Source organism: Streptomyces sp. NPDC046915 (genome assembly GCF_040644935.1).
Lineage (GTDB): Bacteria > Actinomycetota > Actinomycetes > Streptomycetales > Streptomycetaceae > Streptomyces.
In genome coordinates this window covers 1,014,357-1,037,074 of the sequence record NZ_JBEYXB010000001.1, presented here as the reverse complement: position 1 = coordinate 1,037,074, position 22,718 = coordinate 1,014,357, and the positions used below count along the sequence as shown (strand labels likewise).

Below are 22,718 nucleotides of genomic sequence, written 5' to 3'. Positions count from 1 at the left end.
CGACGTGAAAGTAGAGGACAGTGTGGGAGGACGGTCAAGAGTCACGGCAAGAGTTTTTTCCGTTTCTCAGCCGCTTGGCAGGTACGCTGGTCAACTGCCACCATGTCAGGCGTCCGCGTCACCCAGGAAAAGGTTTGCCCGTGACCTCTGCTCCAGGCTCTCCCCTCGCCGGCCGGGCCCGGCTCGCCGATGTCGCCGCGCTGGCGGGCGTCAGCGTGGGCACGGCGTCGAAGGCGCTCAACGGCGGCGGCCGGATGCGTCCCGAGACCCGGCAGCGGGTGCTGGACGCGGTGGAGGCGCTCGGCTTCCGGCCCAACCAGCACGCCCAGAGCCTGCACAGCGGCCGGAGCTGGACGGTGGGCCTGATGACGACGGACGGCATCGGCCGGTTCAGCACGCCCGTACTGCTGGGCGCCGAGGACGCGCTCGGCGCCGGGAAGATCTCCGTGCTGCTGTGCGACACCCGGGGCGACGCCATCCGGGAGCGGCACCACCTGGCCACCCTCACCGACCGCCGGGTGGACGGCATCATCGTGGCCGGCCGCCGCACGGACCCGCGCCCACCGCTGACCGGCCTCGACCCCTCGATACCCGTCGTCTACGCGCTCGCCCCGTCCACCGACCCCGCCGACACCTCCGTCGTCACCGACGACCACGGTGGCGCCCATCTCGCCGTCGAGCACCTGCTGGCCACCGGCCGCACCCGGATCGCCCACGTCACCGGCCCCGAGCACCACCAGGCCGCCCGCGACCGCGCCCGGCACGCCGTCGAGCACCTGGAGAACGCCCAGCTCGGCCTGGCCACGGGCCGCGTGCACTTCGGGGAGTGGAGCGAGGCCTGGGGCCGCCGCGCCGCCGACGCCCTGCTGCGCACCGCCCCCGACACGGACGCCGTCTTCTGCGGCAACGACCAGATCGCCCGGGGGGTGGCCGACACCCTGCGCGAGCGGGGCAGGGACGTGCCCGGCGACATCGCCGTGGTCGGCTACGACAACTGGGACACCATGGCGCTGGCCTGCCGGCCGCCGCTCACCACCATCGACATGAACCTGTCCGAGATCGGCCGCATCGCCGCCCTGCTGCTGCTCCAGGCGATCGACACGGAGCCCGAACCGGGCGTGCACACGGTGCCGTGCCGGCTGGTGGTGCGCGAGTCGAGCTGAACCGACTTGGAGGCCGACTCATGTCTCGGCTCGAACAACCTCAGAATCCTCGCAAGCGTTGGCCAAGGAAGTACGGGACGATCGTCGTCATCGTCCTGGTGGTGCCGGCGGCTGCTGAGCAACTCGACGAACGTCAGTACGCGGCCCTGCTGGTCTGCCTCGGGGCTCTGCTGCCGGCATTGATGACGGCGGCATGAACGTGCGGGGGCTTCGCCGCAGGTGAGATGCGGCGAGGCCCCTGCCTGACCCTACCGGGGCAGACGGGGCGTACGCCTTCTCCGGCCCTTGTCGGCGGACAGTACGCGGCCGGCGCGACCGGCGATCCGCCGAAGGCGGCCGAGTTGACCGTCTCCGGCGGCGACGCCGAGGACCACGACCTCGAACGCGTCTGCGGCACCAGCCCCGCCCTCATGCCGGGGGCCCATCGTGGCGGGCGCCGAAGCCGGCCTCCGGGCAGATGGCGGGAACCCTGGTTCGCGGCTCGGCGCTCACACCGTCTCGCCCAGTGGGCGTTCGTCGGTGTCCGGGCGCAGGATGCCGGTCACCGAGCCGGTCAGCGCCACGAGCAGGACGGCGGAGCCGGTGAACAGGCAGACCGTGGTGACGCCCAGACCGGCCGCCGCCGCCGTGGTGGCGGCCGCGCCCAGTGGGCCCAGGGCCGAGTGGACGGTCCAGAACGACGAGGTGACCCGGCCCAGCAGATGGTCCGGCGTGACCTCCTGGCGCAGTGACATCGAGCAGATGCCGGCGATGCCGGTGCACATCAGCTGGACCGTCACCAGCGCCGCGACCACCGGGACGCTCCGGGCCACGCCCAGGCAGGCGACCGCGAGGCCCGCGACGGAGAAGGCGGCGATCCAGCTCACGCCGAAGCCCAGGCGCCGCCGGAGGCGAGCGACCACCGCGGAGGCGGCGAACGTGCCGACGGTGCCGACGGCGAGGACATAGCCGACCGTCGCGTCCGGGTGCCCGAGCTCGTGCTTGACCAGATAGACCACGAGGTCCGTCAGGCCGTACGTGAGGAAGGTCAGCACGGACAGCAGGACCGTGAGCGGGCGCAGTACCGGGTGCCCCCACAGAAAGCGGGCGCCGGCCAGGAACTCCTCGCGCGGACGGCGGCGTTCGGCCGCGGCGGGCGGCCGGGCCGTGGCGTCGAACCGGATGAACCGGATACCGAGGGCGGAGATCGCGAAGGTCGCGGCGTCGATGCCGATGGCGGTGGCGGGCCCGGCCGACGAGGCGACCAGACCGGCGAGCGCCGGCCCGGCGACGCCCGCGACGGCGTAACTCGCGTAGAGACGGCCGTTGGCCCGGGTGATCTGCCCCGGCGCCACCAGCGCGGGCACCACGGCCACATAGGTGACCTGGAACAGCATCGAGAAGGCCCCGGCGACCGGGACGACCGTGTAGATCAGCCACACCGGGGTGGCGAACGCCCACACCAGCGGGACGATCAGATACAGCAGACAGCGCGCCATGTCGCTGACCATCAGCAGCCGCCCGCGGTCGACCCGGTCGGCGAGCACGCCGGCGAACGGTCCGGTGAGGATCGAGGCGACGCCGGTGAGCCCGGTGACCGCGCCCATCTGGACCACCGAGCCGGTGCTGTGCAGCACCAGCAGCGGGATCGCCACGTAGGCGAAGGAGTCACCGAGGGCCGACAGGGTCTGGACGGCGAGGAAGACGCGCTGGGCGGGGCTGCCCCATAACGGCGGACGATCGCCTTCCGCTGCCGTCACGTCCGCCTCCCCTGCCGACCCGGCGAATGGATCACACGCTACACCGGACGGCGTCCCCCCGGGCGAACGTCGTTCGGCCCGGTGGTCAGCCCAGCTTCTTCAGCAGTTCGGCGGCGAGCGGGGCGGAGGAGGCCGGGTTCTGGCCGGTGACCAGGTTGCGGTCCACGACCACGTGCGGCGCCCACGGCTCGCCCACCCGGACCACGATGCCCGCCTCGGTCAGACGGTCCTGGAGCAGCCACCTGGCCTTGCCGGCGAGACCGGCCTGGGTCTCCTCGGCGTTGGTGAACGCGGCCACCTCGTACCCGGCGAAGGCGTTGGAGCCGTCGGCCGTGACGGCGGCGAGCAGGGCGGCCGGGCCGTGGCAGACCACGCCCAGCGGCTTGCCCGACCGCAGCGTCCGAACGAGCAGCCGGCCGGAGCCGGCGTCGACGGCCAGGTCCTCCATGGGGCCGTGCCCGCCGGGGTAGAAGACGGCGTCGAAGTCGTCGAGCCGCACGTCCTCCAGCCGGACCGGGGAACGCAGCTCGGTCATCTCGTCGAGGGTGTGCCGGACGGCGTCGGCGTTGTCCTGGCCCCCGTTGACCTCGGCGGCCAGGCTGCCCGCGTCCACGGTCGGGACGACGCCGCCGGGGGTGGCGACGACGATGTCGTGCCCGGCTTCCTTGAACGCCCGGTACGGGGCGGCGGCCTCCTCGGCCCAGAAGCCGGTGGGGTGCTTGCCGCCGTCGGCCAGGGTCCAGTGGTCGGCGCCGGTCATCACGAAAAGGATCTTGGACATGAGTCGCTCCGGGGGAGGTGGGTCACTGACGTTCATCGAACGTAGGCCACCGGACCCATAAGGATCCAATGAAAGAACCAATGCCTGGCATTGGAAAACCTATGGGTGGCGCGGGGATACTCGGAGGCGTGGACAGTACCTTCCTCGACCTGAACCTCCTGCGCACCTTCCTCGCGGTCTACCGCTCGGGCTCCTTCACCGGCGCCGGCCGGCTGCTGGGGCTGTCACAGCCGACGGTCACCACGCAGATGCGCACGCTGGAACGGCAGGCCGGGCGGGAGCTGTTCGAGCGGCTGCCGCGGGGCGTCGTACCGACGGCCGTCGCGGACGAGCTGGCGGCCCGTATCGCCGCGCCCCTCGACGCGCTGGCCGCCGTCGCCGGGCCGGACCCCGCGGCGGGCGGTCCGGCCGACCCGGTCCATCTGGCCGGGCCGGCCGAACTCCTGTGCACGCGCGCGCTGCCCGCCCTGGCGCCGCTGGTGGCCGAGGGCGTACGGCTGCGCGTGGCGACGGGACTGACCGACCCGCTGCTCGACGAACTCCGGGCGGGCCACCACGACCTGGTCATCGCGACCTCCCGGCCGCGCGGCCGGACGCTGAGCGCGGTCCCGCTGGCGGACGAGGAGTTCGTCCTGGTCGCCGCCCCCGTCTGGGCCCGGCGGGTGAAGGAACGGCTGGCCGTCGACGGGCCCGCCGTCCTGCACTCCGTCCCCCTGGTCACGTACGCGGAGGACCTCCCGATCGCCCGCCGCTACTGGCGCCACACCTTCGGCCGGCGGCTCTCCTGCCCCGCCGCCATGACCGTGCCCGATCTGCGCGGGGTGCTGGCGGCGGTGGCCGCGGGCGCGGGCTTCACCGTCCTGCCCCGCTACCTCTGCCTCGACCAGCTCGCCTCCGGCGCGCTCGTCCCCCTCCACGAACCCGAGGACCCGCCCATCAACACGGGCTTCCTCGTCCAGCGCCCCGGCCCGGCGGAGAACCCGGACGTGCCGCGCGTCCGCGACCTGCTGCTGCGGGCGGCGCGGTCCTGGTAGCGGGGGCCGCCGTGGCCGCCCGTACGGTTCACCGGACCGGGTGGGCCGCCTGGTAGGCCAGTCTCCGGTCGGCGTCCTCGCCGACGGCGGTGAGGAAGGAGTCCAGGCGCAGGAACGCCTCCCATGCCGGCCGGCCACCCGCTTCGGCGAGCCGTGCCACGACGAGGTCCTCGAGTTCCGTGACACGCTTGTTCTTCCAGACCTTGTCGGCCAGGCTCACCAGCAAGTCCTCGGCGTGGACGCCCGGTTCGGCCCACGACGCGTGCGTCCCGGCGAACCGGGCCAGTTCCGGGTCCACCCCGTGCGCGAGCAGCAGTTCGCGCCCGGCCGCCTCGTGCCGTGCGCCGGGACCGGACAGCTCGGCGGGGTGCAGGGTCTTGCCGATGTCGTGCGTGGCGGCGCCGAAGAGCACCGCGTCCCGGTCGAACTCCAGGCCGGGACAGTCGTGTTGCACCCAGTCCACGAGCTGTACGGCCACGTCGTGCACCGCCCGGAGGTGGGCGACCAGCCGGGGCGGGGCGGCCACGCGCCGCAGCAACTCGGCGACGTGCGCGGGCAGCGGCTTCAGCGAGGGATCCCCGGTGTCGTCCATGGCCGTCGACAGCACGTCGGTGAGGGGCATGCTGCCAGAGTAGTCGCCGGCGCGCACCGGAGCGCGTCACCTGACGGAGGGTCACCATGCGGGCGTTGCACACGGCGTTTCTTCTCGGGACGGGCCTCTTCTGGACGGTTGCCTATGTGCTGCTGATCCGCACGGGGCTGAGGGAACGGACCTTCGGCATGCCGGTGGTCGCGTTCGCCACCAATCTCAGCTGGGAGTTCATGTTCTCCTTCGTGAGACCTCCGTCCGGTCTCATGCAGGTGATCAACATCGTGTGGTTCTGCTTCGACCTGGCCATCGGTTACACCGTCGTCCGCTTCGGCCGGGCCGAATTCCCCTACCTGCCCCACCGGTTGTTCCTCCCGGCGCTGGCCGCCGTGCTGCTGCTCGCCTACCCGGGCATGAACCTCGCCTCCGAGCAGTTCGACCACGGCGAGGGCGCCATCACCGCGTTCGGCAGCAACGTGGCGATGTCGGCCATGTTCCTGGGGATGCTCGCCGCCCGCCGGGGCATCCGCGGCCAGTCCCTCGGCATCGCGCTGACCAAGCTCCTCGGCACCGCCTGCGCCTCTCTGACCCTGCTCACCGACCCCGACGCGGTGCCGCGCCACGACACCGCGCTGATGCACTACTTCTACGCGGCCTGTCTCGTCCTGGACGCGGCCTACGCCTACGCCGTGTACGCGGTACGGCGCGACGCGGGCGAGGCCGGCCGGGCGGCGGCCTCCCCGGCTCCCGGTGCTGGACTCCCCGTACACGGCCTGGACGGGTAGTCTCGTCACGCATCGCCGAGCGAAGGAGTTCCGATGGCCGACGTGCTCCCCCCGGAGGCGGAGCGGGACGCGATCATCGCCGCGCTGGGTCCGGTCGTCGACGGCATCGTGGCGACCTTCGGCCCGGTCTGCGAGGTGGTCCTGCACGACTACCGACGGCCGGAGAAGTCGGTGGTCGCCATCGCCGGCGAGGTCACCGGGCGCACGGTGGGCGGGGCGATGAGCGAGATCGGCATGCGCATGGTCGCCCACGGCGACACGGCGGCCGACGAGCTGAACTACCTCACCCGGACCCCGGCCGGGAAGCTCGTGAAGTCCTCCACGATGCTGCTGCGGGACTCCGGCGGCACGGTGTTCGGGGCGCTGTGCGTGAACCTCGACGTCACCGCGCTGACCCAGGCGCACACCCTGCTGGGCGCCCTCGCCGGGACCGGCCCGGACACCGCCGAGCCGCCGACCACCGCCTTCGGCGACGACATCGACGCGGTGGTCGACGCCATCGTCGACGCCCACCAGCTGCGGCAGAACGCGAGCTGGTCCCAGCTCGACCGGGCGCAGCGCCTGGAGCTGTTCCGCGGCCTCGACGAACGGGGCGTGTTCGCGGTACGCCGTGCGGTCGAACAGGTAGCCGGACGCCTTGGGATCTCCCGTGCCTCCGCGTACAACTACCTCGCGCAGGCACGGGCGGCCACCGCGCCCGAGGGGGACCGGCCGTAGGGCCCGCCCCCGGATGGCGGTGCCGGGCCGCGGGGCCGACGATGGAGTGGTGGGGGCCGGTCGTCGTGTGCCGCGACGTGGCCGACGTGGCCACCGGGTGGCGGACGGATCGGCCCCGGCCGTGGTGAGCGGCCGGAAGGGAGGACACCGTCATGGCCATGCTGGAAGTGAAGACGGTCGAGAAGCCCGACGAGCGGCGCGACTTCCCCCGGGGCCACCTCGAAGTGGTGCACCTCACGGGGCTCGACTTCGCCGTGGGCACCTTCGAGCCGGGCTGGCGCTGGTCGGAGTCCGTGGGCCCGATCGCGGGCACCGCGAGCTGCCAGGTCCACCACAACGGCTATGTCGTGCAGGGGCGGATGCGCGTGCGGATGGACGGGGAGGGCGGCGAGGCCGAGATCGGCCCCGGCGACGTCTTCGTGTCCCCGCCCGGCCACGACGCCTGGGTGGTCGGTGACGAACCGGTCGTCGTGTACGACTTCGCCGGGCAGATGGCGACGGAGTACGCGAAGGCATCGGGGGCGTAGCCCGGCACATGGTCCGCCCGGACCAGGGTCCGTCACACCGGCAGCAGCCGCCCGATCAGCTCGCCGAGCTGCCGGGCCGTGCGGCACTCGTGCATCTCGACCAGCTCCGCGTAGGCGGGCGCGGCCGAGTCTCCGGTGCCCCACTGGGGGCGTGGTTCGGGGTTCAGCCAGTAGAACCGGCGGGCCCGTCCGGCGACCTGGCGTACGGCGGCCAGGTTCGGGTCGCTCATGTTGGTCCGGGCGTCACCGAGCACGAACACGGTGGTGCGCGGGCCGACCGCGTCGCCGTACCGCTCCGCGAACTCGCCCAGCGCCACGCCGTAGTCGCTGCTGCCGTGCCAGCCGGTGAGGGTGGCCTCGGCACGGATGCGGGCGCCGAGACCCTCCGGGTCGGCCGCGCCGTGCTCGATCAGAGCGGTCACCTCGTCGAGCCGGTTGACGAAGGCGAACACCCGCACCTTGCTGAACTGGTCGTGCAGCGCCTGCACCAGCAGCATCGTGAAGTCCGAGAAACCCGACACCGACCCCGACACATCGCACAGCAGTACCAGTTCCGGCCGGACCGGGCGGCGCCGGCGCAGCACCGGCCGCATCGGCACGCCGCCCGTCGACAGTGACCCGCGCAGGGTCCGGCGCAGGTCGATCGTGCCGCGCGCGGCCCGGCGGCGCTTCGCCGCGAGGCGGGTGGCGAGCTTGCGGGCGAGCGGCTGAACCGTCCTGCGCAGCTCGGCGAGTTGGAGCTTCCCGGCGTACAGGAAGTCCACCCGGTCGGGCGTGGTGGCCACCGCTCGCCGGGCGAGCTCGTCCCGGTTCCGCCGCTCGGCGATCCGCCGCCGCGCCTCCACGGCCACCAGAGCGCGGAACGCCTCGATCCGCCGCCGGATCTCGTCGTCGAGCAACCGGTCCGTGAACCCCGACGCCCCGTCCCGCGCCCGCACGCTCTCGCGCACCCGCGCCAACAGCGTCTGCGGACGCAGCCACTCCAGGGTCTGGTACGAGGACCAGCCCAGCGATTCGGGCGAGTTGCCGTAGCCGCCGAACCCGTCGACCGCCTCCGCCGCCAACTGCGTCATCAGCGCGGCGTCGTTGGCCGCCAGCGCCACCGCGAGCCGGTCGCGCAGCTCCTCCCGGCCCGCGCGCTCGCCCTCCGGTGCGCCGATGCCCCGCGGAAAGTACAGGTCGAAGACGGGGTCGAACACCTGCCGCTGGGCCGGGCCGTGCAGCAGCGTCGCCGCCAGCCCCTCCCGCAGCAGCTCACGGTCCGCGAGCCCCAGCGCCGCCACCGCCTCGGCCGCGTCCACGGTCTCTCCGGTGCCGATCCGCATGCCGTGCGCGCGCAACGCCCCCACCAGCGAGGTGAGCCGCTCCGCGACGCCGGGCGCGCTCACACGGCGTCCAGGTCGAGCTTGGCCGCCGCCTTGAGGACGTCGTCCTGGTGCTTGAGAAGGACGCCCAGGGTGTCTCGTACGACGGTCTCGTCCAGGGTGTCGGCGCCGAGCGCCAGGAGAGTGCGGGCCCAGTCGATGGTCTCCGCCACCGAGGGCACCTTGCGCAGGTCCATGGCACGCAGCGCACCGATCACCCGCACCACCGACTCGGCCAGCGCCTCGTCGAGCCCCGGCACCTTCAGCCGTACGATGCGCCGCTCCAGCTCCTCCTCGGGGAAGCCGATGTGCAGGAAGAGGCAGCGGCGGCGCAGTGCCTCGGACAGCTCGCGGCTGGCGTTGGAGGTGAGCACGACGAACGGGCGCCGGGTCGCGGTGACCGTGCCCAGCTCGGGCACGGTCACCTGGAAGTCGCTGAGCACCTCCAGCAGCAGCCCCTCCACCTCGACGTCCGCCTTGTCGGTCTCGTCGATCAGCAGCACCTTGGGCTCGTCACCGCGGATGGCCGTCAGCAGCGGGCGGGGCAGCAGGAACTCCTCGCTGAAGATGTCCGTGCGTGCCTCGTCCCAGGTCTCGTCGCGGCCCGCGCTGATGCGCAGCAGCTGCTTGGCGTGGTTCCACTCGTACAGCGCCCGCGACTCGTCGACGCCCTCGTAGCACTGCAACCGCACCAGCCGCGCCCCCGCGACCTCGGCCACGGCCTTGGCGAGCTCCGTCTTGCCGACCCCGGCGGGGCCCTCCACCAGCAGCGGCTTGCCCAGCCGGTCGGCGAGGAACACGGTCGTGGCGACGGCGGGCGAGGCCAGGTAGCCGGTCTCGGCCAGGCGGGCGGAGACGTCGTCTACGGATGTGAACAACGGGGGCCTCCGGGTGCGGGGTCGTGCGTCGGGTCCAGGCTCCTATCTAAGCGCTTGTTCAGCGGTGCTGTCACGCCCTTTCCGGCGCCGCCGGCGGCCCGCGCCGGACCGGTCAGCCGCTGACCAGCACGACCTCCAGCGTCCGCGGCCCGTGCACGCCCTCCACCCGGTCCAGTTCGATGTCGCTGGTCGCCGACGGACCGGAGATCCAGGTCAGCGGCCGGGTGGGGTCGAGGCGTTCGAGGGCCTGGGGGACGGAGGCGACGACCTGGTCGGGGACACGGACGACGCAGATGTGGTGGTCGGGGACGAGCGTGATCCGCCGGCGGCCCTGGTCCGGGCCGCCGTCCAGCACGATCGTCCCGGTCTCGGCCACGGCCACCGCACAGCCGGTGACCACGCTGTCGACCCGGTCCAGCTCGTGCGGCGTGCTCTCGGCGCGGTCCGCGACCTGCTCCACGTCGACGCCTTCGAGCCAGGCCGCGTCCGGAGCCGGCGGGACCAGCACCGTCCTCGAGCTCCGCTCGGCGAGCAACCGGCCGACCGTCGCGGCCAGTTCACCGGCCGTGCACCGGTGCACGAGCGCCCGGTAGTCCGCCAGGTTCTCGGCCAGCAGCTCCACCGTCTCCTCGGCACTCCGCCCACCGTGCTCGCGCAGGTAGTCACGCGGAACCGCCTGCTCGTACGGCGTCTCGTCCGCCCGTACGTCCGCGAGTGCCCGGCGTACCCGGCCCAGGATCCGGTCCCTGCTGCTCACTTCGCGCCGTCCTTTCCACCTCGTGTGCGCTGCCACCAGTCGCGGAACGGCTCCTCCGGTACGGCCGGCAGATCCCGTGTCCCGCTCCACGCCCGTCCCGGGCCCGGCAGCGTACGGGGGTGCAGACGGCGGGTGCGCGAGGCGAGCCGCTGCCCGGTGCGCAGGGCGCCCGGACGCGTGAACGCCCAGCGGGCCGCCCGCATCGCCGCGCGTTCGGCGGCATGCCCCTTCGCGGGCTGGAGCACCACCTTGTTGCCCTCCCGGGTCACCGCCCCGCCCTCGACGACCCGCTCCCGCAGATGGACGAGCACCTCGGGGATGTCGATGGCGACCGGGCAGACCTCGTAGCAGGCGCCGCAGAGGGAGGACGCGTACGGCAGGGAGGCGTCGATCGCGCTTGCCGTTCCCCGGAGCTGGGGGCTGAGGATCGCCCCGATCGGGCCGGGGTAGACCGAGCCGTAGGCGTGGCCGCCCGCCCGCTCGTACACCGGGCAGACGTTGAGGCAGGCCGAGCAGCGGATGCAGCGCAGCGCCTGGCGGCCGACCTCGTCGGCGAGGGTGTCGGTGCGGCCGTTGTCGAGGAGGACCAGGTGGAACGTGCGCGGCCCGTCAGCCGTCTCGGAGTCCGTGGTGCCGGTCCACATGCTCGTGTACGGGTTCATGCGCTCGGCCGTCGAGGAGCGGGGCAGCGTCTGGAGGAACACCTCCAGGTCCCGCCAGCTCGGCACGATCTTCTCGATGCCGACGACCGAGATCAGCGTCTCCGGGAGGGTCAGGCACATCCGGCCGTTGCCCTCGGACTCGACGACCACGAGCGTGCCGGTCTCCGCGACCATGAAGTTGGCCCCGGAGACGCCGACCTTGGCCCGCAGGAACTTCTCCCGCAGGTGCAGCCGGGCCGCCTCGGCGAGTTCGGCGGGCGTGTCGGTCAGGCCCTCGGGGGCCGGGCGGCCCCACTCCCGCATCTCGCTGCGGAAGATGTCCCGGATCTCGCCCCGGTTGCGGTGGATGGCGGGGACGAGGATGTGCGAGGGCCGGTCCTTGCCCAACTGCACGATCAGCTCGGCGAGATCGGTCTCGTAGGCGCGGATGCCCTCGGCCTCGAGGGCCTCGTTGAGCCCGATCTCCTGCGTGGCCATCGACTTGACCTTGACGACCTCCGACTCGCCGGTGGCCTTGACCAGTTCGGTGACGATCCGGTTGGCCTCGTCGGCGTCGGCCGCCCAGTGGACGGTGCCGCCCGCCGCCGTGACCGACTCCTCCAACTGCACCAGATAGCGGTCCAGATGACGGAGCGTATGGTCCTTGATCCGCTTGCCGGCCTCGCGCAGCTCCGCCCAGTCGGACACCTCCGACACGGCCTTCGCCCGCTTGCCGCGGATGGTGTGGGTGGCGTGCCGGAGGTTGCCGCGCAGGGTCCGGTTGCCGACCGCCTCCCGCGCGGCCTCCGGGAACGCCGGGTGGGTGGGTGGGGGAAACACAGGCATTCCCAGATACGTCCCGCTCATACGGCCGGCTCCTCCTCCGTGCTCGCCAGGATCTCCGCGATGTGCACCGGCCGCACGCCCGACCTGAGCCGGGTCATGGTCCCGCCGATGTGCATCAGGCAGGAGTTGTCGGCCGCGCACAGCACCTCGGCGCCGGTGGACTCGGCGTTGCGTACCTTGTCCGCGCCCATCGCCGCCGAGACGTCGGAGTTCTTCACCGCGAACGTCCCGCCGAAGCCGCAGCACTCCTCGGCGCCCGGCAACTCCACCAGCTCCAGCCCCCGCACGGCCCCGAGCAGCCGCCGGGGACGGTCCCCGAGGCCCAGGCCGCGCAGCCCGTGGCAGGTGGGGTGGTACGTCACCTTGTGCGGGTAGTACGCGCCGACGTCCGTCACCCCCAGCACGTCCACCAGGAACTCCGTCAGCTCGTACGTCTTCGGCACCACCGGCGCCAGCACGGCCGCCAGCGCGTCCCCGCGTCCCTCGGCGCGCGCCCGCTCGCCCATGCGCGGATACAGCTCCCGCACCATCGCCCCGCACGACCCGGAGGGCGTCACGATCGCCTCGTACTCCCCGAAGACATCGGAGAAATGCCGGGCGAGCGGCTCGGCCTCATGGCGGTAGCCGGTGTTGTAGTGCGCCTGCCCGCAGCAGGTCTGGGCCATCGGGAAGTCGACCTCTACACCCAGTCTGGTCAGCAGTTTCACCACCGCGCGGCCGGTGTCCGGATAGAGCGTGTCGTTGACACAGGTCAGGAACAGGGCGACACGCATCGCGGCTCCTTGGGGTCGGTCATCGGACGAGTGCAGCGTAGTGGGCGACGGAAGGCCGGGGGAGTCCCCGGATCACGGCGTGGCGAGCCGGGCCTGGGCCTGCCGCCACCGCGCCGGGTCGCCCTGCGGCTCGTACCGCGTCAGCGGCTGCGTACGCGCCAGCAGCCGCCGCATGCCGGCCAGGTCACCGGCAGGCCCGTGCGTCCGGGCCTGTACCAGTACGTTGCCGAGCGCCGCGGCCTCCGCGGGCCCGGCGATCACCGGCAGCCCGCAGGCATCGGCGGTGAGCTGGCACAGCAGCGCGTTACGGGTGCCGCCGCCGACGACGTGCACCACGTCGACCGGGTGCCCGGCCAGCCGCTGGGCGTCCTCGACGGCCCGACGATGGGCGAGCGCGAGGGAGTCGAGGATGCACCGCGTCACCTCGCCCCGGGTCTGAGGCACCGGCTGGCCGGACGCCCGGCACGCCTCGGCGATCCGGTCCGGCATCCGGCCCGGCGCCAGGAATCCGGCGTCCCCCGCGTCCACCACCGAGCGCAGCGCGGGCACCGCGCCCGCCTCGCGCAGCAGCCCGCCGAGATCCGGGTTCCCCCAGGCCCGTACGCACTCCTGGAGCAGCCACAGCCCCATGATGTTGCGCAGATAGCGGACCGTGCCGTCCAGCCCGAGCTCGTTGGTGAAGTTCGCCGCCCGGCTCTCCTCGCTGAGCACCGGCTTCGTCAGCTCCAGCCCGGCCAGCGACCAGGTGCCGGTGCAGATGTAGGCGAACCGCTCGCCCTCGTCGGGCACGGCGGCCACCGCGGAGGCGGTGTCGTGCGAGCCGACCGCGGTCACCGGCACCGGCCCGGCCAGCCCGGTCTCCTCCAGCACCGCCGCCCGCAGCAGCCCCGCCGGGTCCCCCGGCTGCCGCAGCGGGGCGAACAGGCCGAGGTCGATCCCCAGCCGGGCGGCGACCTCGTACGACCAGTCGCGGGTACGGGGATCGATGAGCTGGGTGGTGGAGGCGTTGGTCAGCTCCGTGCCCTGCTCACCGGTCAGCCAGTACGTCAGCAGATCGGGAATGAGCAACAGCCGCTCGGCCGCTGCCAGTTGGGCCGTGGAGCGGGCGGCCGTCAGCTGGTACAGGGTGTTGAAGGGGGCGTACTGGAGGCCGGTCGCCGCGTACAGCTCGGCGGCGGGCACGCTCGCCCACACCTTCTCCGCGACGCCCTCCGTACGGGCGTCGCGGTAGTGCACGGGGTTGCCCAGCAGAGCCCCGTCGGCGTCCAGCAGGCCGTAGTCCACCGCCCAGCTGTCGATACCGACGGAGTCGAGCCGCCCCCCGCACCCGGCGCCGGCCGCCCGCAGCCCGTCCAGCAGTCCCGCGTACAGCCCGAGCACGTCCCAGCGCAGCCCCTCGGGCACGCGCACCGGCCGGTTGGGAAACCGGTGCGCCTCGCTCAGCTGAAGCGAGTCGGGGCCGACGCGGCCGACCATGACGCGCCCGCTGGACGCGCCGAGGTCGACCGCGGCGTACGACTTCACGACGGCGCTCATCGCAGGAACGCGGCCGCCACACCCGCGTCGACGGGGATGTGCAGCCCGGTGGTGTGCGTCAGGTCCCCACCCGTGAGCGCGAAGACGGCGTTCGCGACGTGCTCGGGCAGCACCTCACGCTTCAGGATGGTCCGCTGCGCGTAGAACTCGCCCAGCTTCTCCTCCTCCACCCCGTACACGGCGGCCCGCTTGGCACCCCAGCCGCCCGCGAAGATCCCGGAGCCGCGCACCACCCCGTCCGGGTTGATCCCGTTGACCCGGATCCCGTGCTCGCCCAGCTCGGCGGCGAGCAGCCGCACCTGATGGGCCTGGTCGGCCTTGGTGGCGGAGTAGGCGATGTTGTTCGGCCCCGCGAAGACGGCGTTCTTGCTGGCGATGTAGACGATGTCCCCGCCCAGCCCCTGCGCGGTCATCACCCGGGCCGCCTCCCGCGACACCAGGAACGAACCCCGGGCCATGATGTCGTGCTGGAGGTCCCAGTCCTTCGCCGACGTCTCCAGCAGCGGCTTGGAGATGGAGATGCCGGCGTTGTTGACCACCAGGTCCACGCCGCCGAAGGCGAGCACCGCCGCCCTGAAGGCCTCGGCGATCTGCTCCTCCGAGGTGACGTCCACGGTCACGGCGACGGCCTTGTCCGCCCCGCCCAGCTCCTCGGCGACCCCGGCCGCGTTCTCGGCGTCGAGATCGGCGACCACGACACACGCCCCCTCGGCCACCAGCCGGTGGGCGATCGCCTTCCCGATCCCGCTGCCCGCGCCCGTCACCAGCGCCACCCGGGTCGCCAGCGGCTTCGGCCCAGGCATCCGCTGGAGCTTGGCCTCCTCCAGTGCCCAGTACTCGATCCGGAACTTCTCCGACTCCTCGATCGGCGCGTACGCCGACACCGCCTCGGCGCCCCGCATCACATTGATCGCGTTGACATAGAACTCGCCGGCCACCCGGGCGGTCTGCTTGTCCTTGCCGAAGGAGAACATGCCGACACCCGGCACGAGCACGATCGCCGGGTCGGCACCGCGCATGGCGGGGGAGTCCGGCAGAGCATGCCTCTTGTAGTAGGCGGCGTACTCTTCCCGGTACTCGGAGTGCAGTTCCTTCAGCCGCTCGATCGCCTCGTCCAGGGGAGCCGTGGGCGGCAGGTCGAGCACCAGCGGGCGCACCTTGGTCCGCAGGAAGTGGTCGGGGCACGACGTCCCCAGCGCGGCGAGCCGCGGATGTCCGGCCCGCGCGAGGAAGTCGAGGACCACCTCGCCGTCGTCGAAGTGCCCGACCTGCGCCCTGTCCCGGGAGGCGATCGCCCGGACGTACGGCGCCAGGGCCGCCGCCCGCTTCCGCCGCTCGCCCTCGGGCAGCCCCTCGTACCCCTCGACGACCGCACCGAAGGGCTCGGCCTTGCCGCGCTCCGTCAGGAACGCCTCGGCGGTACGGATGATGTGCAGCGAGTTCCGCTCGCACTCCTCGGACGTGGCACCCCACGCGGTGATCCCGTGCCCGCCGAGCACACACCCGACGGCCTGCGGATTGGCCTCCTTGATCGCCGCGATGTCCAGCCCCAGCTGGAAGCCCGGCCGCCGCCACGGCACCCACACCACCGTGTCCCCGAAGCACTCGGCGGTCAGCTTCTCCCCGTCCGCCGCACAGGCCAGCGCGATACCGGAGTCCGGGTGCAGATGATCCACGTGCGGCGCGTCCACCAGCCCGTGCATCGCGGTGTCGATGGAGGGAGCCGCCCCGCCCTTGCCGTGCAGGCAGTAGTCGAAGGCGGCGACCATCTCGTCCTCGCGCTCGATCCCGGGATACACATCGACGAGCGCCCGCAACCGGTCCAGCCGCAGCACGGCCAGCCCGGCCTCGGTGAGCGTACCGAGGTCACCACCGGACCCCTTCACCCACATGAGCTCCACGTCCCCGCCGGTCACGGGGTCGGTGTCGGTGCCCTTGGCGGAGGCGTTGCCGCCGGCGTAGTTGGTGTTCCGGGGATCGGAGCCGAGCCGGTGGGACCGGGCGAGAAGGGCGGCGGCTTCGGGATGGGTTGCCATGAACGTGCAGTCCTTATGTGAGAGACGGATGTACAGCGCGCCCCATGGGGGCGCGGGGAACTGCGCGACCAGCCACATCCGGCCCGCAGTCCGCGAACAGCAGATCCCGGCAGACGCTCACGCCCCCCAACCGGCCTGCTGCCCCCCAACCCGCTCAGCGACGATCTTCTGAGCCCACCCGGACCGGGCATACGCAGCGATGGGGTCGGGGTCCAGCCCCGTCTCCTCCCGCACTTCCCGAAGCAGCGGCCGCACGTCAGTGCTGAACGCATCCATCAGCACGGCATTGGCCCCGAGCACGTCCCCCGCCCGCTGGGCCCCGGCCAAGGCGACGCGGTCGACGAGCAGCGCCTTCGCCGTCGCCTCCTGGACGTTCATCACCGACCGGACGATCGCCGGGATCTTCGCCTCGATGTTGTGACACTGATCGAGCATGAACGCGACCTCGGAGCCGAGCCCACCCCCGCGCACGACCTCGTACATGATCCGGAACAGCTGGAACGGATCCGCCGCCCCCACCATCAGGTCGTCGTCCGCGTAGAACCGCGAGTTGAAGTCGAACCCGCCGAGCTTCTCCTCCCGCAGCAGCGTGGCCACGATGAACTCGATGTTGGTCCCCGGAGCGTGATGCCCCGTGTCCACCACGACCTGCGCCTTGGGCCCCAGCTTCAGGCAGTGCGCGTACGCGGTACCCCAGTCGGGCACGTCCGTCGCATAGAAGGCGGGCTCGAAGAGCTTGTACTCGAGCAGCATCCGCTGCCCGTCCCCGAGCCGCCCGTACACCTCCGCCAGCCCCTCGGCCAGCCGGTCCTGCCGCTCACGCAGATCATCCTGACCGGGGTAGTTGGTCCCGTCCGCGAACCACAGCTTCAGGTCGCGGGAGCCCGTCGCGTCCATGATGTCGACGCACTCCAGCAGATGATCGACCGCCTTGCGCCGCACCGCCGCGTCGGGGTGGCAGATGCTGCCGAGCTTGTAGTCGTCGTCCTGGAAGGTGTTGGAGTTGATCGCGCCCAGCTTCAGGCCGCGCTCCTCGGCGTGCTTGGCGAGCGCCGCGTAGTCCTCGACCTTGTCCCACGGAATGTGCAGGGCGACGGTCGGGGCCACCCCCGTGACCGCGTGCACCTGCGCCGCGTCGTCGAGCTTCTCCTGCGGTGTCCGGGGAACGCCCGTCTGGGCGAACACCTTGAAACGGGTCCCCGAGTTCCCGTACGCCCACGACGGCGTTTCGACTGCCTGGGTCTTCAGCGCGGCTTTCACCGCGGCGAGGTCGGTCACTTCGGGCTCCTGTGACATCGGGCCGGAGAGGCTTCAGGGTGAAACGATTCAGAACGGGAAGCTATGGGGCCTCCGAGGGTGTGTCAAGCCCTCCGTCCAGGACCGTTCTCCGTGATCGGGGCGTGAGCTTCGATTATCGAAATCTTTTCGAGTGCTACCCATTGACGTGACATGGCTGCCATGCCTAACGTCCCGGCCATCCAGTTGAAACCTTTCACGACGCCGTGAGGGCCGTCCCGCCGGCGTCGTCGAGGAGCCTGAAATGACCCACCCGTCCGACACGGGACCGGCCCCGGTGCTGGCGCTGAAGGATGTCTCGAAGTCCTTCGGTGCCGTGCGCGCCCTGCGGGACGTCTCCCTGGAGCTGTTCCCCGGCGAAGCGCACGCCCTCGCCGGGGAGAACGGCGCGGGCAAGTCGACGCTGATCAAGACTCTCGCGGGGGTGCACCGACCGGACGCCGGGCAGGTGCTGCTAGACGGCGAGCCGGTCGTCTTCCACGGCCCCGGCGACGCCCGCGACGCCGGTATCGCCGTGATCTACCAGGAGCCCACGCTCTTCCCCGACCTGTCGATCGCCGAGAACATCTTCATGGGCCGGCAGCCCCGCCGGGCCCTCGGCCGCATCGACCACAAGGCCACCCACGCGGCCACCGCCGCCCTGATGAAGCGGCTCGGTGTCGTCCTCGACCCCGAGCGGCCGGCCCGCGGGCTGTCCATCGCCGACCAGCAGATCGTGGAGATCGCCAAGGCGCTCTCCTTCGACGCCCGCGTACTGATCATGGACGAGCCGACGGCCGCCCTGACCGGCAGCGAGGTGGCCCGTCTCTTCGGCGTCGTCCGTGCCCTGCGCGAGCAGGGCGCCGCCGTGCTGTTCATCTCGCACCGGCTGGAGGAGATCTTCCAGATCTGCGAGCGTGTCACCACACTGCGGGACGGCGCCTGGATCGCCAGTGAACCGGTCGACGGTATGACCGAGGACGATCTCGTACGGCGCATGGTCGGCCGCGACCTCGACGAGCTCTACCCGAAGCAGGACGTCGAGCCGGGCGAAGTCGCCCTGAGCGTGCGCCGGCTGACCCGCGAGGGCGTCTTCACCGACGTCTCCTTCGAGGTGCGGTGCGGCGAGATCGTCGGTCTCGCCGGGCTGGTCGGCGCCGGACGCACCGAGGTCGCGCGGGCCGTCTTCGGCGTCGACCGGTGGGACGCGGGCGAGGTGGAGGTCGCCGGGCGGAAGCTGACGAACGGCGCGCCCTCCGTCGCGATGGCCGCCGGGCTGGCCCTCGTACCCGAGGACCGGCGCGCCCAGGGCCTGGTGATGGACATGTCCATCGAGCGGAACATCGGCCTGACCGGACTGCGGACGACCGTGAAGGCCGGGCTGATGGACCGGGGCGCCGAGCGCAGCCGGTCCCTCGACTGGGCGGTCAGGCTCCAGGTGAAGTACGCCCGGATCGCCGACACCGTCTCCACCCTGTCCGGCGGCAACCAGCAGAAGGTCGTCCTCGCCAAATGGCTGGCCACCGGCCCCAAGGTGCTGATCGTCGATGAGCCGACCCGGGGCATCGACGTCGGCACCAAGGCCGAAGTGCACCGTCTGCTCAGCGAGTTGGCCGCCGACGGGGTGGCCGTCCTGATGATCTCCTCCGACCTGCCCGAGATCCTCGGCATGGCCGACCGCGTGCTGGTGATGCACGAGGGCCGGCTCGCCGCCGAGATCCCCCGCTCCGACGCCACCGAGGAAACCGTGATGGCCGCAGCCACGGGGAGGGCCGCAGCATGACGGTGGCCGCTCCCGAAGAGACCCCTGTCGCCGACGTGGCCAAGTCCCCCGGCACCCGGCTGGTCGACCGTGTCTTCAAGATGCGCGAACTCGCCATCCTCGTCGTCTTCCTGGTGATGGTCGCCGTCACCCAGGCCGGCAACAGCGAGTTCCTGTCCGAGCAGGGCATCAAGGACCTGCTCCTCAACGCGACCATCCTGGTCCTCGTCGCCACCGGCCAGTCGCTGGTGGTCATCACCCGCAACGTCGACCTGTCCGTCGGTTCGACGCTCGGCATCAGCGCGTTCGCCGCCGGCACCTATCTGCACGGCGGGGGGAACGCGGTCGTCGCGATCGTCCTCGCCGTCCTGCTCGGCATCGGCTGCGGCCTGCTGAACGGTCTGCTCGTCAGCCTCGGCCAGGTGCCCGCGCTCGTCGTCACGCTCGGCACGCTCTACATCATCCGCGGCGTCGACTCCATCTGGGTCGGCTCCCGGCAGATCACCGCGGCCGACCTGCCCGGCGGATTCGTGGACTTCGGCTCCGGCGGCATCTCCGCGGTGCCATGGCCGGCGCTGATCGCGCTGGCGGTGCTGATCGCCACGGCGTACTACCTCAAGCACTTCGGCAGCGGACGCGAGTTGTACGCCCTCGGCTCGAACCCGGAGGCCGCCCGCCTCGCCGGCATCGCGGTGCGCAAGCGCATCCTGGCCGCCTACACCTTCTGCGGCGGACTCGCCGGACTCGCGGGCGCCATGTACCTGGCCCGGTTCGGCAACGTCGACTCCGGGACCGGCAACGGCTACGAACTCACCGTCGTCAGCGCCGTGGTGGTCGGCGGGGTGGTCTTCACCGGCGGGTCCGGAAGCGTCTACGGCGCCGCGCTCGGCGCGCTGCTGCTGACGTCCGTCAACAGCGTGCTCCCCGCCCTCGGGGTCAGCTCCGTGTGGGTGCTCGCCATCAACGGTGTCCTGCTGCTGCTCGCCATCGCGGTCGACCGGATCGTCGCACTGCGCCTGGCCTCCGCCCTGAAGAAGAGGAACGCCCGCCATGCCTGACTCCCTGACGCGCGCGATCCGCTGGGACACGGTCGTCGGTGCGCTGCTCATCGTCCTGCTGCTGCTGTCGTTCGGCTTCGTCGACGGTTTCGGCAACTCCCTCAACCTGTCGTTCCTCATCGGCAACACGCTGCCGATCGCGCTCATCGCCCTGCCGATGACCCTGCTGGTCGTCGCCGGCGAGATCGACCTGTCCGTCGCCTCGACCGCCGGGCTGTCCGGCGCGGTGATGGGCAAGCTGTGGAACGACGGCATGGCCATCGAGACGATCATCCCGATCTGCCTGCTGCTCGGGGTGGTGTGCGGGCTGGTCAACGGCCTGCTCGTGACCCGGCTCGGTCTGCCGTCCCTCGCCGTCACCATCGGCACCCTCGCCGCCTACCGGGGCATCGCGCAGATCGTGCTCGGCTCGGACGCGGTGACCGACTTCCCCACGCAGTACCTGGACTTCGCGGCCGGACGCGTCGGCGACAGCTTCCTGCCGCAGGCCTTCCTGCCCTTCCTGGTGCTGCTCGCGATCGCCGTGGTCGTGCTGCACGCCACCCCGTTCGGCCGGTCGCTGTTCGCGGTCGGCGCCAGCGAGGAGGCCGCCCGGTTCGCCGGGATCCGGGTGAAGCGGGCCAAGCTGATCCTGTTCACCGGCACCGGCCTCATGGCCTCCCTCACCGGCATCTTCTGGGCCCTGCACTACGCCAGCGCCCGCTACGACAACGCCACCGGACTCGAACTCTCCGTCGTCGCGGCCGTCCTGCTCGGCGGCATCGACTTCGACGGCGGCAAGGGCACGCTCGGCGGCGCGATCGCGGGCGTGTTCCTGCTCGGCGCGCTCCAGAACGTGATGAGCCTGCTCAACGTCTCCGCGCAGTCGCAGATCGTCGTCACCGGGGTGCTGCTCGTCATCTCCGTGCTCGGCCCCCGGGTCGCGCGCCAGCTCTCCGTCGCGAAGGCGGGCCGCAAAGCGGCTGCCTCGACGCCGGCCGCCTCGTAACTCCGCTCGCCCACCCTCGTAAAGGACCTCCGCCATGCGCAAGTCATCCCTCCGCCGTGCCTGCGCGGCCCTCGCCGCCGGTACCTCCCTCGCTCTCGCGCTCACCGCCTGCGGCGGCACCACCAAGAAGGACGTCAAGGACGACAACGCCTCCGCGGCCACCGCCGGCAAGGCCGACCCGAACGCCGCCACCAAGAAGGGCCTGACCGTCGGCTTCCTGCCCAAGCAGGTGAACAACCCCTACTTCACCTCCGCCGACAAGGGCGGCGAGAAGGCGCTGACCGAACTGGGCTCGAAGTACAAGGAGGTCGGCCCGTCCAGCGCCACCGACACCTCCGGCCAGGTCAGCTACGTCAACACCCTCACCCAGCAGCGGGTGAACGCGATGGCCGTCTCCGCGCAGGACCCGGGCGCGCTGTGCACCGCGCTGAAGCAGGCCATGTCGAACGGCATGAAGGTCGTCACCTACGACTCCGACACCAACCCCGGCTGCCGCAACGCCTTCGTCTCGCAGGCCAGTGCCGAGGACCTGGGCCGTACCGAGGTGCAGCTGCTGGCGAAGCAGATCGGCTACAAGGGCGAGATCGCCGTCCTGTCCGCCGCGCAGACCGCGACGAACCAGAACACCTGGATCGGCTTCATGAAGGACGAGCTGAAGGACCCCAAGTACAAGAACGTCAAGCTCGTCAAGATCGCCTACGGCAACGACGACGCCCAGGCGTCCTTCCAGCAGACGCAGGGCCTCCTCCAGGAGCACCCGAACCTGAAGGGGATCATCTCCCCGACCACCGTCGGTATCAAGGCCGCCGCCCAGTACCTCTCCGGCTCCAAGTACAAGGGCAAGGTCAAGCTGACCGGCCTCGGCACCCCCAACGACATGCGCAAGTACGTCAAGAACGGCACCGTCGACGCGTTCGAGCTGTGGGACCCGGCCAAGCTGGGCGACCTGGCCGCCCGTACCGCCGTCGCCCTGGTGTCCGGGCAGATCAGCGGCAAGGAGGGCGAGACCTTCAAGGCCGGCGACACCACGTACACCATCGGCAAGGACGGCGTGATCAACCTGGGCAAGCCGACCGTGTTCGACGCCAAGAACATCGACCAGTTCAACTTCTAGCGGGGGAGCGGTACTTCATGCAGCGTGTCTGTTTCCTCCTCAAGGTCCGAGAGGACCGGCTCGCCGAGTACCGCGAACGCCATGCCGCCGTGTGGCCGGAGATGCTAGAGGCGCTCTCCGCCACCGGCTGGCACAACTACTCGCTCTTCCTGCGTGACGACGGACTGCTCGTCGGCTACCTGGAGACCGAGGACTTCGCCACCGCCCAGGCCGGCATGGAGGCCACGGAGGTCAACGCCCGCTGGCAGGCGGAGATGGCGCCGTTCTTCGAGTCGCTGGACGGTGCCCGGCCCGACGAAGCGATGAAGCCGCTCACCGAGGTGTTCCACCTCGCCTGACCGCCCCCAGGAGCCGC

Annotated in this window: 22 protein-coding genes; 11 read left to right on the top strand and 11 right to left on the bottom strand. The window is 71.7% G+C overall.

The features are described 5' to 3' along the window. The first annotated feature begins 140 nt into the window (after window positions 1-140). Entirely contained in the window at window positions 141-1,163 is a 1,023-nt protein-coding gene (locus ABZ915_RS04635; RefSeq protein WP_361795648.1) for a LacI family DNA-binding transcriptional regulator, read from the top strand. Between the two features lie 20 nt (window positions 1,164-1,183). Next, window positions 1,184-1,360 carry a hypothetical protein gene (locus ABZ915_RS04630; protein WP_361795645.1) on the top strand — a complete coding sequence of 59 codons (177 nt, stop codon included), beginning with the start codon at window positions 1,184-1,186 and terminating at the stop codon, window positions 1,358-1,360. A 291-nt stretch (window positions 1,361-1,651) separates the two neighbouring features. On the opposite strand, the gene ABZ915_RS04625 is transcribed toward ABZ915_RS04630, so the two are convergent. Both ABZ915_RS04625 and ABZ915_RS04620 read right to left on the bottom strand, forming a co-directional pair. Then, complete coding sequence (locus ABZ915_RS04625; protein ID WP_361795642.1) at window positions 1,652-2,902, bottom strand: MFS transporter; 1,251 nt, start codon at window positions 2,900-2,902, stop codon at window positions 1,652-1,654. An 85-nt stretch (window positions 2,903-2,987) separates the two neighbouring features. After that, window positions 2,988-3,683 (bottom strand): type 1 glutamine amidotransferase domain-containing protein, encoded by a 696-nt coding sequence (locus ABZ915_RS04620; protein WP_361795639.1) that lies wholly within the window; start codon window positions 3,681-3,683, stop codon window positions 2,988-2,990. Between the two features lie 101 nt (window positions 3,684-3,784). Between ABZ915_RS04620 and ABZ915_RS04615 the strand changes: the two genes are divergently transcribed. After that, the gene (locus ABZ915_RS04615) at window positions 3,785-4,717 is read left to right on the top strand and encodes a LysR family transcriptional regulator (RefSeq protein ID WP_361795636.1); all 933 of its coding nucleotides are present in this window, start codon (window positions 3,785-3,787) and stop codon (window positions 4,715-4,717) included. Between the two features lie 28 nt (window positions 4,718-4,745). Here ABZ915_RS04615 and ABZ915_RS04610 read toward each other — a convergent pair whose 3' ends face one another. Next, entirely contained in the window at window positions 4,746-5,339 is a 594-nt protein-coding gene (locus tag ABZ915_RS04610; protein ID WP_361795633.1) for an HD domain-containing protein, read from the bottom strand. Window positions 5,340-5,395: 56 nt separating this feature from the next. Here ABZ915_RS04610 and ABZ915_RS04605 point away from each other — a divergent pair, with 56 nt between their 5' ends. From ABZ915_RS04605 to ABZ915_RS04595, 3 genes are all read left to right on the top strand, one after another. Continuing rightward, on the top strand, window positions 5,396-6,091 hold the full coding sequence (locus ABZ915_RS04605; RefSeq protein WP_361795631.1) for a hypothetical protein: 696 nt from the start codon (window positions 5,396-5,398) through the stop codon (window positions 6,089-6,091). Window positions 6,092-6,124: 33 nt separating this feature from the next. Next, window positions 6,125-6,808: a PAS domain-containing protein gene (locus tag ABZ915_RS04600; protein WP_361795628.1), complete on the top strand. Its 684-nt coding sequence runs from the start codon at window positions 6,125-6,127 to the stop codon at window positions 6,806-6,808. A 158-nt stretch (window positions 6,809-6,966) separates the two neighbouring features. Further along, window positions 6,967-7,335: a cupin domain-containing protein gene (locus tag ABZ915_RS04595; RefSeq protein ID WP_361795855.1), complete on the top strand. Its 369-nt coding sequence runs from the start codon at window positions 6,967-6,969 to the stop codon at window positions 7,333-7,335. Window positions 7,336-7,367: 32 nt separating this feature from the next. Here ABZ915_RS04595 and ABZ915_RS04590 read toward each other — a convergent pair whose 3' ends face one another. From ABZ915_RS04590 to rhaI, 8 genes are all read right to left on the bottom strand, one after another. After that, complete coding sequence (locus ABZ915_RS04590) at window positions 7,368-8,660, bottom strand: VWA domain-containing protein (RefSeq protein WP_361795852.1); 1,293 nt, start codon at window positions 8,658-8,660, stop codon at window positions 7,368-7,370. 59 nt (window positions 8,661-8,719) lie between these two features. Next, complete coding sequence (locus tag ABZ915_RS04585; protein WP_361795625.1) at window positions 8,720-9,577, bottom strand: MoxR family ATPase; 858 nt, start codon at window positions 9,575-9,577, stop codon at window positions 8,720-8,722. 112 nt (window positions 9,578-9,689) lie between these two features. After that, window positions 9,690-10,334 carry an LUD domain-containing protein gene (locus ABZ915_RS04580; RefSeq protein ID WP_361795622.1) on the bottom strand — a complete coding sequence of 215 codons (645 nt, stop codon included), beginning with the start codon at window positions 10,332-10,334 and terminating at the stop codon, window positions 9,690-9,692. After that, on the bottom strand, window positions 10,331-11,842 hold the full coding sequence (locus ABZ915_RS04575) for a LutB/LldF family L-lactate oxidation iron-sulfur protein (RefSeq protein WP_361795619.1): 1,512 nt from the start codon (window positions 11,840-11,842) through the stop codon (window positions 10,331-10,333). The genes ABZ915_RS04580 and ABZ915_RS04575 overlap by 4 nt, the downstream gene beginning before the upstream one ends. Continuing rightward, the gene (locus tag ABZ915_RS04570; RefSeq protein WP_361795616.1) at window positions 11,839-12,594 is read right to left on the bottom strand and encodes a (Fe-S)-binding protein; all 756 of its coding nucleotides are present in this window, start codon (window positions 12,592-12,594) and stop codon (window positions 11,839-11,841) included. The genes ABZ915_RS04575 and ABZ915_RS04570 overlap by 4 nt, the downstream gene beginning before the upstream one ends. A gap of 72 nt (window positions 12,595-12,666) precedes the next feature. Next, window positions 12,667-14,130, bottom strand: coding sequence for a rhamnulokinase family protein (locus ABZ915_RS04565; RefSeq protein WP_361795613.1), 1,464 nt, complete (start codon window positions 14,128-14,130; stop codon window positions 12,667-12,669). Further along, a complete protein-coding gene (locus ABZ915_RS04560) occupies window positions 14,127-16,166 on the bottom strand; it encodes a bifunctional aldolase/short-chain dehydrogenase (RefSeq protein WP_361795610.1) in 2,040 nt (679 codons plus the stop codon). The genes ABZ915_RS04565 and ABZ915_RS04560 overlap by 4 nt, the downstream gene beginning before the upstream one ends. A gap of 117 nt (window positions 16,167-16,283) precedes the next feature. After that, window positions 16,284-17,444, bottom strand: coding sequence for an L-rhamnose isomerase (gene rhaI, locus ABZ915_RS04555; protein ID WP_361795607.1), 1,161 nt, complete (start codon window positions 17,442-17,444; stop codon window positions 16,284-16,286). A gap of 262 nt (window positions 17,445-17,706) precedes the next feature. Between rhaI and ABZ915_RS04550 the strand changes: the two genes are divergently transcribed. The 5 genes from ABZ915_RS04550 to ABZ915_RS04530 are packed head-to-tail and all read left to right on the top strand — an operon-like array spanning window position 17,707 to window position 22,701. Continuing rightward, window positions 17,707-19,224 carry a sugar ABC transporter ATP-binding protein gene (locus tag ABZ915_RS04550; protein WP_361795604.1) on the top strand — a complete coding sequence of 506 codons (1,518 nt, stop codon included), beginning with the start codon at window positions 17,707-17,709 and terminating at the stop codon, window positions 19,222-19,224. Continuing rightward, complete coding sequence (locus tag ABZ915_RS04545; RefSeq protein ID WP_361795601.1) at window positions 19,221-20,261, top strand: ABC transporter permease; 1,041 nt, start codon at window positions 19,221-19,223, stop codon at window positions 20,259-20,261. Before ABZ915_RS04550 ends, ABZ915_RS04545 begins: the two co-directional genes overlap by 4 nt. Next, a complete protein-coding gene (locus tag ABZ915_RS04540; protein ID WP_361795598.1) occupies window positions 20,254-21,249 on the top strand; it encodes an ABC transporter permease in 996 nt (331 codons plus the stop codon). The genes ABZ915_RS04545 and ABZ915_RS04540 overlap by 8 nt, the downstream gene beginning before the upstream one ends. Before the next feature lie 34 nt (window positions 21,250-21,283). Next, window positions 21,284-22,363 carry a rhamnose ABC transporter substrate-binding protein gene (gene rhaS, locus ABZ915_RS04535; RefSeq protein WP_361795595.1) on the top strand — a complete coding sequence of 360 codons (1,080 nt, stop codon included), beginning with the start codon at window positions 21,284-21,286 and terminating at the stop codon, window positions 22,361-22,363. Between the two features lie 17 nt (window positions 22,364-22,380). Next, a complete protein-coding gene (locus ABZ915_RS04530) occupies window positions 22,381-22,701 on the top strand; it encodes an L-rhamnose mutarotase (protein WP_361795592.1) in 321 nt (106 codons plus the stop codon). The last annotated feature ends 17 nt before the right edge of the window (window positions 22,702-22,718 follow it).

Bases quoted from the DNA above. Each gene is read 5' to 3' on its own strand.
- ABZ915_RS04630 (WP_361795645.1), top strand. From the start codon at position 1,184: ATGTCTCGGCTCGAACAACCTCAGAATCCTCGCAAGCGTTGGCCAAGG.
- ABZ915_RS04620 (WP_361795639.1), bottom strand. From the start codon at position 3,683: ATGTCCAAGATCCTTTTCGTGATGACCGGCGCCGACCACTGGACCCTG.
- ABZ915_RS04615 (WP_361795636.1), top strand. From the start codon at position 3,785: ATGGGTGGCGCGGGGATACTCGGAGGCGTGGACAGTACCTTCCTCGAC.
- ABZ915_RS04610 (WP_361795633.1), bottom strand. From the start codon at position 5,339: ATGCCCCTCACCGACGTGCTGTCGACGGCCATGGACGACACCGGGGAT.
- ABZ915_RS04605 (WP_361795631.1), top strand. From the start codon at position 5,396: ATGCGGGCGTTGCACACGGCGTTTCTTCTCGGGACGGGCCTCTTCTGG.
- ABZ915_RS04600 (WP_361795628.1), top strand. From the start codon at position 6,125: ATGGCCGACGTGCTCCCCCCGGAGGCGGAGCGGGACGCGATCATCGCC.
- ABZ915_RS04595 (WP_361795855.1), top strand. From the start codon at position 6,967: ATGCTGGAAGTGAAGACGGTCGAGAAGCCCGACGAGCGGCGCGACTTC.
- ABZ915_RS04590 (WP_361795852.1), bottom strand. From the start codon at position 8,660: ATGCGGATCGGCACCGGAGAGACCGTGGACGCGGCCGAGGCGGTGGCG.
- ABZ915_RS04575 (WP_361795619.1), bottom strand. From the start codon at position 11,842: ATGAGCGGGACGTATCTGGGAATGCCTGTGTTTCCCCCACCCACCCAC.
- ABZ915_RS04570 (WP_361795616.1), bottom strand. From the start codon at position 12,594: ATGCGTGTCGCCCTGTTCCTGACCTGTGTCAACGACACGCTCTATCCG.
- ABZ915_RS04565 (WP_361795613.1), bottom strand. From the start codon at position 14,130: ATGAGCGCCGTCGTGAAGTCGTACGCCGCGGTCGACCTCGGCGCGTCC.
- ABZ915_RS04560 (WP_361795610.1), bottom strand. From the start codon at position 16,166: ATGGCAACCCATCCCGAAGCCGCCGCCCTTCTCGCCCGGTCCCACCGG.
- ABZ915_RS04550 (WP_361795604.1), top strand. From the start codon at position 17,707: ATGACCCACCCGTCCGACACGGGACCGGCCCCGGTGCTGGCGCTGAAG.
- ABZ915_RS04545 (WP_361795601.1), top strand. From the start codon at position 19,221: ATGACGGTGGCCGCTCCCGAAGAGACCCCTGTCGCCGACGTGGCCAAG.
- ABZ915_RS04540 (WP_361795598.1), top strand. From the start codon at position 20,254: ATGCCTGACTCCCTGACGCGCGCGATCCGCTGGGACACGGTCGTCGGT.
- rhaS (WP_361795595.1), top strand. From the start codon at position 21,284: ATGCGCAAGTCATCCCTCCGCCGTGCCTGCGCGGCCCTCGCCGCCGGT.
- ABZ915_RS04530 (WP_361795592.1), top strand. From the start codon at position 22,381: ATGCAGCGTGTCTGTTTCCTCCTCAAGGTCCGAGAGGACCGGCTCGCC.